Annotated in this window: 6 protein-coding genes and 1 tRNA gene; 5 read left to right on the forward strand and 2 right to left on the reverse strand. The window is 58.9% G+C overall.

Annotated elements, in window-relative coordinates:
* The first annotated feature begins 154 nt into the window (after nucleotides 1-154).
* The gene (pepT, locus tag NTW95_03745; GenBank protein MCX6556536.1) at nucleotides 155-1,387 is read left to right on the forward strand and encodes a peptidase T; all 1,233 of its coding nucleotides are present in this window, start codon (nucleotides 155-157) and stop codon (nucleotides 1,385-1,387) included.
* Between the two features lie 12 nt (nucleotides 1,388-1,399).
* On the opposite strand, the gene NTW95_03750 is transcribed toward pepT, so the two are convergent.
* Complete coding sequence (locus NTW95_03750; GenBank protein MCX6556537.1) at nucleotides 1,400-3,568, reverse strand: ATP-binding protein; 2,169 nt, start codon at nucleotides 3,566-3,568, stop codon at nucleotides 1,400-1,402.
* A gap of 124 nt (nucleotides 3,569-3,692) precedes the next feature.
* Between NTW95_03750 and NTW95_03755 the strand changes: the two genes are divergently transcribed.
* The 4 genes from NTW95_03755 (at nucleotide 3,693) to NTW95_03770 (ending at nucleotide 6,224) form a co-directional block, all read left to right on the forward strand.
* Nucleotides 3,693-3,765, forward strand: a tRNA-Arg gene (locus NTW95_03755).
* Nucleotides 3,766-3,782: 17 nt separating this feature from the next.
* Nucleotides 3,783-4,454, forward strand: a complete 672-nt coding sequence (locus NTW95_03760; GenBank protein ID MCX6556538.1) for a tetratricopeptide repeat protein — start codon at nucleotides 3,783-3,785, stop codon at nucleotides 4,452-4,454.
* 100 nt (nucleotides 4,455-4,554) lie between these two features.
* Nucleotides 4,555-5,325, forward strand: a complete 771-nt coding sequence (locus NTW95_03765; protein MCX6556539.1) for a dihydroorotate dehydrogenase electron transfer subunit — start codon at nucleotides 4,555-4,557, stop codon at nucleotides 5,323-5,325.
* On the forward strand, nucleotides 5,313-6,224 hold the full coding sequence (locus NTW95_03770; protein ID MCX6556540.1) for a dihydroorotate dehydrogenase: 912 nt from the start codon (nucleotides 5,313-5,315) through the stop codon (nucleotides 6,222-6,224). The genes NTW95_03765 and NTW95_03770 overlap by 13 nt, the downstream gene beginning before the upstream one ends.
* 35 nt (nucleotides 6,225-6,259) lie before the next feature.
* Here the strand turns inward: NTW95_03770 and NTW95_03775 are convergent.
* The coding region (locus tag NTW95_03775) for an efflux RND transporter permease subunit (GenBank protein ID MCX6556541.1) at nucleotides 6,260-8,062 on the reverse strand (1,803 nt) is incomplete at its 5' end.

Below are 8,062 nucleotides of genomic sequence, written 5' to 3' on the forward strand. Positions count from 1 at the left end.
AGTGATGGTATACTTTCACTAGATGATTTCAACCAGTCTTTAAGTTGTTGAAATTATAGTGAAAGTATGTCCCGAGGGGCAAATCAAATTATCCGACCCCATCAGTCCTTCCACTTTGAAACGAAATCATTTATAATCAGCCGCGGAGGGCATCATGAAACATCCCGATATTCTGGAACGGTTTTTAAGCTACGTGGCCATCGACACCCAGTCGAGCGACAGTTCCGAAACGTTTCCCTCGACCGCCAAACAGAAAGACCTGGCCGCCAAGCTCAAGCCCGAGCTGGAAGAGCTCGGCCTAAAAGGCGCCCAAGTTACCCCCTGGGGATACGTGCAGGCCGGGCTCGATTCCAATCAGACCCACAAAGTCCCGACCATCGCCTTGATCGCCCATATGGACACATCGCCGGCCGTTTCCGGCACCGGAGTGCAGCCCATTCTGCATAAAAACTACCAAGGGCAAGACCTGGTGCTGTCGGCCAGCGAAAATGTCGTCCTGAAAACCAGCGAAAACCCGCATTTGCTGGAAAAGGTCGGCAAGACCGTCATCACCGCCTCGGGGAACACCCTGCTCGGCGCGGACAACAAGGCCGGCATCGCCATCATCATGGATGTCCTAACCCGGCTGCACGGCCATCCGGAACTGCCGCGGCCGAACCTGAAGATCGTTTTCACTCCCGATGAGGAGACGGGCCGCGGGGTGGAGCACATCACCGTGGCCGAGATCGGCGCCGATTTCGCCTATACCGTCGACGGCGAAAAGGTGGGCGAAATCGAGGATGAAACCTTCTGCGCCGACTCGCTGGAGAGAAAAATAGCCGGGATCAATGTTCACCCCGGCTTTGCCAAGAACAAAATGGTCAATGCCGTCAAGATCGCCGCCCGCATCATCGAAAGGCTGCCGCAGCAAACCCTGTCCCCCGAAACCACCGAAGGCCGGGAAGGCTACGTCCATCCCCACCACGTCAGCGGCAACGAGGAAGCGGCGACCATCAAGTTCCTGATCCGCGACTTCAGCGAGCAGGGGTTAAAGGAGTACGAAGCGCTGATCATAAAGATCAGCGAAGACGTCACCGCCGAATTCCCCGGCGCCAAGAGCGAAGTCAAGGTAAGCGAATCCTACCGCAACATGAAAGTGGTGCTCGACCACTATCCGGACGTGCTGCAGAAAGCCGAAGAAGCCACGCGCATGGCCGGCCTGAAGCCCAAACGGGCCAGCATCCGCGGCGGCACCGACGGCGCCCGCCTCTGCTTCATGGGCCTGCCCACTCCCAACATCTTCACCGGCGGCAGCAATTTCCATTCCAAGTACGAGTGGATCGCCTTGGAAGACATGCAGAAAACCTCGGACACACTGGTCCACCTGCTCAAGCTCTGGGCCGGATAAAATCCCGTTGCTTCAGGCCGGGAGCTCGATGATGAAACGGGCGCCGTGCGGCTCGTTGTCCACCACCGAGATCAGGCCGTTGTGCTCCTCGATGATGTTGTGGGCGATGGCCAGGCCCAGGCCGGTCCCGGAGCTTTTCTTGGAAAAATAAGGCAGGAAAACCTTCTGCTTGTCCTCATCGCTGATGCCGGGGCCGTTGTCGGCGATCTCGATGGTTACAAACTTGCTTTCGCCGTTGTAGCGCGAAAAGATCTCGATCTCGCCTTCCTTGCCGATGATCTCCAGTGCGTTGTCCAGGATGTTGACGAAGACCCGCTTGATCTGCTCGACATCGAGCTTGACCAGGGGCGGCAACGCGGCGTCGAGCTTGGCCTTGAACTGGACGTTCTGGTAGATCGACGTGTAGGTTGCCAGCATCTTTTCCAGGATCTCGTTGATGTCTCCCTGGGTGAACTTGATTTCCGGCAGGCGGGCGAAATTGGCGAATTCCTCGGCCAGGCTCCGGATCGAATCGAATTCCTGGGTGATGATGTGCAGGCTGTCCTCGACGATGGCGCGGAACTTGTCGGCAGGCTGGTCCAAGCTGCGCAGGATGCGCTGCGAGGAAATTTGGATGGGGGTCAGCGGGTTCTTGATTTCATGGGCGATGCGCTTGGCCACTTCGCGCCAGACCAGCAAGCGCTGGGCCTTGATCAGTTCGGTCAGGTCGGTGAAGACCACCAGCAGGCCGGAGAAGCGGTTGTTGATCGGGTTGCGCAATTGGGTGATCTTCACCGCCAGGTTGATCACCCGGCCCTGCAGCTTGATGTCGATCTCCTTTTCGATCAGCTTGAAGCGCGTCTCGAACGCCTTGCCGATCATCAGGTGAATATCCTTGTAGATGGTCTCCGAAATCACGTTGGTGAAATTTTTCCGCATGACGGTTTCCACGTCCAGCGACAGCATGCGCGCCGCCTCGGGGTTCAAGGCCATGATTTCGCCTTTCGAATTCAAGGCCATGACTCCGGAGGTGATGTTTTTCATGATCGTCTCGATGATGCTGCGCCGGTGGCGCAGCTCGATGGTGCGCCGGTTCAACTTGTCGCGGTTTTCCCTGAGGTCGAAGGCCATGCGGTTGAACTCGTTGATCAGGGTGTTGAACTCGTCCTTGGCCGCGTAGTCGATGCGCACGTCGAGGTTGCCCTTGGCGATTTCGGCGGTCGCCGAGATCAGCTTCTCGATCGGCACCGTGATGCCCTTGGCCAGGTAAAATCCCAGCCAGGAGGCGGAAAAGATGATCAGGATGGTGATGAACAGAAAGAGGAGCATGTAGGTGTTCTTGACCGGGTCGCGCAGCACTCGCATCTGGCTGTGCTTGTTGACCATGGCCGCCAGGGCGTTGAGGCTGCGGGTGTAGCTTTCGGGAAAATATTTCCCGGTAATGATCAGCATCTTGTCGCCCTGCTCGATATCGAAGGCGACCCCGTTGCGGATCAGCTCGCCGTTCTTCAGGTTGTCGATCTTGGTGAAGCCGGCCCCGCCCAGGCCGCTGTAGACGATGTTCAGCGGCAGGTTCTTGTATTCCTGCATCGGGATGCGCGGGTTGAAGATGGCGAAGATCTCGTTGCGGTTCTTGTAGATGTTGACCACGTCGAGCTTGTACTCGAGCATCTTTTCCTTGAGCCGGTTCTGCAGGAAATTCTTGTTGTCGTCGGTATACATCCGCTTCTGCTGGATCATGACGGCGATGATCCCCGAGAAATGCTCAAGGTCCTCGGTGATCTTGCTGTAGTAGTTGTTCTTGACCTCGTCGACGTTCTTCATGATGTTCTCGACCGGCGCCTTGAACCACTGCTCGATGCTCTGCGAGATGACGTCGGTGGCGAAAAAGAACAGCAACAGGGTGGGCACGATGGAGAAGGCGATGAAAAAGAAGACCAGCCGGTTTTTGAAGCTATGGCCGCCGCTGCGGTTGCTTTCGTAGTACATCTTCAGGATGTTGCGGGCCAGGATAAAGAGAAAGGTCAGGCCGAAGAGGATGATGATGATCCACAAACCGAAGATCAGGGTGTTGCTCTTCAGGAATTGCGGTGAAAAATTCTTGCTCTCCTCGAAATAGAGGCGGATGATGACGAAAACGATGAAGAAAAGGACCATGGCCGCGACGATCAGGCGCACGCCCTTGATATTCTTGTTTTTCATTCTCCAAATCCTTGGCGCCGGCTTTGGCAAGCGCAAAAACGGCAACCGGTCCTTCCTAATTGAACATGATCGTCGGCAAAGGTCAATTGACATCGGTCGCGAAAAATGATATGGCTATACTCTTGCGCCTGTAGCTCAAAGGATAGAGCATGGGATTCCTAATCCCAGGGTTGGATGTTCGAGTCATCTCAGGCGCAATACCCTAGAGGTCAACATGAAAAGAAAAGAAAAGGAACACTTGAAGGCCGATCCATTCGTCCATTTTTTCGAACAGGCTCTCACATTTTTTAAAAATAACCGCCGTCCGATTCTGGCCGGGGCCGGGATCGCGCTGCTGCTGGTCATCATCCTGCTGGCCATCTTGCTATACTCCAGCCTCAGCGCCGCCGGGGAAAGCAAGCTGTATGCCAGCGCTTTCGCCATCCGCAACGACGGCAGCCTGAGCATCGAGCAGAAGATCGCCAAGCTGCAGGAGTTGAAGTTCAAGAACGGCATCTCCGGCGCCGGCCGCATCTTCATCGCCGCCCTGTACTATGAGAAAGGCGATCTGGCCGATGCCGAAAAAACCCTGCAGCAATGCCCCGACAGCCGCATCCCGGTCATCAACGATCAGAAGCAGCTGCTCTCGTCTCGGCTGCTGGCCGCTGCGGGCAAGAACCGCGAAGCGATGGACCTGCTCAAGCGGATGGTTGAGGATAAGAAGACCGCCTTGAATAAAGAGGTCATCCTGCTGCTGCTGGCCAAGCTGCAGGCCAATAACCGGCTTCAGCAAGAGGCCGATTCCACTCTGAAGCGGATCCTCAACGAATATCCCAACACCGCCAGCGCCATGCAGGCGCAGAACCTCCTGAACGCCAGCGTCGTCGCCGACCCGTTGGTGCAATAACAGCCCGCCGCTTTTCCCCCGGCGCAACCAGCCAGCTTGGAGCGTCAGCCGCCCGCTGGCAGCTATTTACACCCCGAGCAAAGCATGGCATAATCGGGCCATGCAAGACGAGAGCGGACGGATTGAGGAAACCCGCTGCCTGGGCGAAAACTACTACCTGCTGAAGATCAACACCCCGCTGATTGCCCGCGAAGCGAAGCCGGGCAACTTCGTCATGGTCCGCGTATCACCGTCATTGGATCCGCTGCTGCGCCGGCCGTTCGGCATCCTGCAAAGCGATCCCCCGCACATCTGGCTGTATTTCCAGGTCAAGGGGCGCGGCACCACGCTGCTGAAGAACCATCAATGCGGCGACCGCCTGGACATCCTCGGCCCGCTGGGCAATTTTTTCCCGGAATTGCCGGGCAAGAAGATCCTCCTTATCGCCGGCGGCCGGGGCATCGTCCCCCTGTTCGGTTATGCCAAAACGCATGCCGCCCAGCAGCCGCTGGTATTGCTCTACGGGGGCCGCAGCGCCGCCGATTTGCACCTGCTGGCCGAACTCGGCGCCATGCCGCTGCATAAAAGCCATATTTTCAGCGAGGACGGCAGCTGCGGCGAAAAAGGGCTGCTGACTTCCGGCCTGGAGAAGATCATCACCGAACAGCGCCCGGATGCGACCATGGCCTGCGGCCCGGAGGCCATGCTGGCCGCATTGGCCAAAATGCTCAAAGCGAAAAAAATGGAAAACTACGTTTCCCTGGAAGCCATGATGGGCTGCGGTTTCGGCGTTTGCCACAGCTGCGTGGTCACCGCCGCCGACGGCCGCTACCGGAAGGTATGCGACGAGGGGCCGGTGTTTCCGCTTGAGGAGATCCGATGGCCGACCTGAGCGTTGACCTGGGCTTCTGCCGTTTGAAAAATCCGCTCATCCCGGCCTCGGGCACCTTCGGCTATGGCGAGGAATTCTCCCCCTTCATGGACCTCGACATCTTGGGCGCCTTGGTTTTGAAGGGGATTTATAAGGACGCCCGCCCGGGTAACCCGCCGCCGCGCCTGTGCGAGACCCCGGCCGGCCTGCTCAATTCCATCGGCCTGGCCGGCCCGGGAGCCGACGAGCTGCAAAACGTAATCCGCCACCTGGGCGCCGCGACCCGCACCCCGATCATCGTCAACGTCTGCGGCCAGGACGACGGCGAATTCGCCGAGGTCGCCGCCATTTTCGCCGCCATGCCCGAAGTGGCCATGCTCGAATTGAACATCTCCTGCCCCAACGTCAAAAAAGGCGGCGTTTGCCCGGCCCAGGACGACAAGCACACCTTTCGCCTGGTCAAGCTCGTCAAGGCGCACATCAACAAACCCCTGATCGTCAAGCTTTCACCCAACGCCGTGGATATCGTTGCCGTGGCCCGCTCGGCCCAGGAAGCCGGCGCCGACGCCCTGTCCCTGGTCAACACTTTCCTGGGGCTGGCCGTGGACCTGGAAAAGCGCCGCCCCGTCTTCGCCAACACCCTGGCCGGGCTGTCCGGGCCGGCCATCAAGCCCCTGGCCCTGAAGCTGGTCTGGGAAGTCTGCCGCCAGGTGCGCATCCCGGTCATCGGCATGGGCGGGATCACCTCCGGGCGGGATGTTTTGGAATACATCCTGGTCGGCGCCGCTGCCGTCCAGTTCGGCACGGTCAACTTCTGCGAGCCGGCCGCCGCCGTGCGCATCCTCGCCGAGCTTGAAAAAGAAATGGAACGATTGCAGATCAACAGCCTTGCCGAGATCAAGGGCAAACTTCAGGTTTAAATAAAAAGATCGGCGACGGTCATCCCGGTCGCTGCTTATACCGATTTCTTTCTTAAAAATTTCTGGGTCATGTCATCAAGCAGCGAGTACACGACCGGCACCACTACCAAGGTGAGAACGGTCGAACTGATCAGGCCGCCGATGATGGTGAAACCGATCGGTTTCCGGAAGTCGCTACTGGTGCCGAAGCCGAAGGCCACGGGGAGCATGCCCAGGATCATGGCCAGCGACGTCATCAGGATCGGCCGCAACCGGGTGGCGCCGGCCTCGACGATCGCCTCGGCGCGTCCCAGGCCGCGCCGGCGCAGCACGTTGGTGTAATCGATGAGCAGGATGGAGTTCTTGGTCACCAGTCCCATCAGCATGATCAGGCCGATGAAGGCCACCACGTCAAAAAGTTTGCCGGCCAGAAGCAGGCCCAGGACGGCCCCGATAAGCGAGAGCGGCAAGGCTAGCATCAGGGCGAAAGGCTGGATAAAGGAGGCGAACTGGGAGGCCAGGATCATATAGACGAAAACAACGGCCAGGATCAGGGTCACGATCAGAGTGGTGAACATCTCGGCAGTCTGCTCCACCTGGCCGCCGAAGGTAAAGGTCACATCGCCTGGCAGCGCGAGGGACTGGATGCGGCTTTGCATGGCAGCTTGCATATCGTTGACAGCGACCCCACTTAGAATATTGCCGCCGACCACGATCTGGCGCATGCGGTTCTTGCGCTTGATCTGGCTGGGTCCGATCTCCACCTGCAGTTTTGCCACCTGATCGAGGGTGACCGAACCGCGGGAAACGGTCGGGATGAATACCCGGGCGAGCTTGTCGAGGTTTTCCCGGGTGGCCGGCAAGGCGCGCACGCGGATATCGATCATGCGCTCGGGGGTGCGGAAGCGCGAGGCGATGTCGCCGTCGACGAAAGTGCGCATGGTCGAGGCGATCTGCAGGGTGTTGGCACCGAGCCGGGCGGCGCGGTCGCGGTCGACCTGGACCTGTATTTCCGGCTTGGGATTGCGGTAGTCGCTGTTGATGTCGACCAGCCCGGGTACGGCGCGGATGGCGTCTTTGACCATCTCCGCCGCTTGCGTCAGGTTTTTCAGGTTGGTCCCCTTGAGGTTGACCTGGATCGGCAACTGCTGCATTGAACTGGCCGCGGCGCCGCCGAGGCTCATGGCGCTCTGGAAAGTGAAGGCCGCGCCGGGTATGCCGACCAATTGGGGCCGCAGCTTGTCCTGGAATGCCTTGTTGTCGCGGACATTGATCAGCTTGATGTTGATGCTGGCCTCGTCGGAAGCGCCGTCCTTGGTGCCGATGATGGAAAAGACGTCGCCGATCTCTTTCTGCTGGTACAGGATCTTTTCAACCGCGCTGACCACCTGTTCGGTGCTTGCCAGCGAACTGCCCGGGCTGCATTGGACGACCAGGTTGAATTCGTGCCGCTGGCCGCCCGGAAAGCCGCCGACGCCGACCACGGTGAAAAGAAAAAGGCTGGCGGCGAAAATCGCCAGGGTAATGAAGACAACGGCCAGACGGTGGCTGATCGACCATTCCAGGATCGGGCGGTACGACTGGCCCAGCCGGTCGTAGAAACGGGCGATGGCCGCCTGGAAGCGGCTGGAGAAGGAATGCTCATTGCCGGCCTTGGCTTTTTTAAAGAAATAGGCCGAAAGCATCGGCGCGAAGGTGAAAGCCTCAAAAAACGATATCAGCACGGCGGCAGTGACCGTGATGCCGAATTGGCGGAAGAACTTGCCGGCAATGCCGGTGGCGAAGGCCACGGGCAGGAAGACGGCGACCAGGGTCAGCGTGGTGGCGGTCACGGCCAGGGCGACCTCGCTGGTCCCGTC

The organism is Candidatus Aminicenantes bacterium, assembly GCA_026393795.1.
Classification (GTDB): Bacteria; Acidobacteriota; Aminicenantia; order UBA2199; family UBA2199; genus UBA2199.

Coding starts and splice junctions, on each gene's coding strand:
- pepT (MCX6556536.1), top strand. CDS start 155: ATGAAACATCCCGATATTCTGGAACGGTTTTTAAGCTACGTGGCCATC.
- NTW95_03750 (MCX6556537.1), bottom strand. CDS start 3,568: ATGAAAAACAAGAATATCAAGGGCGTGCGCCTGATCGTCGCGGCCATG.
- NTW95_03760 (MCX6556538.1), top strand. CDS start 3,783: ATGAAAAGAAAAGAAAAGGAACACTTGAAGGCCGATCCATTCGTCCAT.
- NTW95_03765 (MCX6556539.1), top strand. CDS start 4,555: ATGCAAGACGAGAGCGGACGGATTGAGGAAACCCGCTGCCTGGGCGAA.
- NTW95_03770 (MCX6556540.1), top strand. CDS start 5,313: ATGGCCGACCTGAGCGTTGACCTGGGCTTCTGCCGTTTGAAAAATCCG.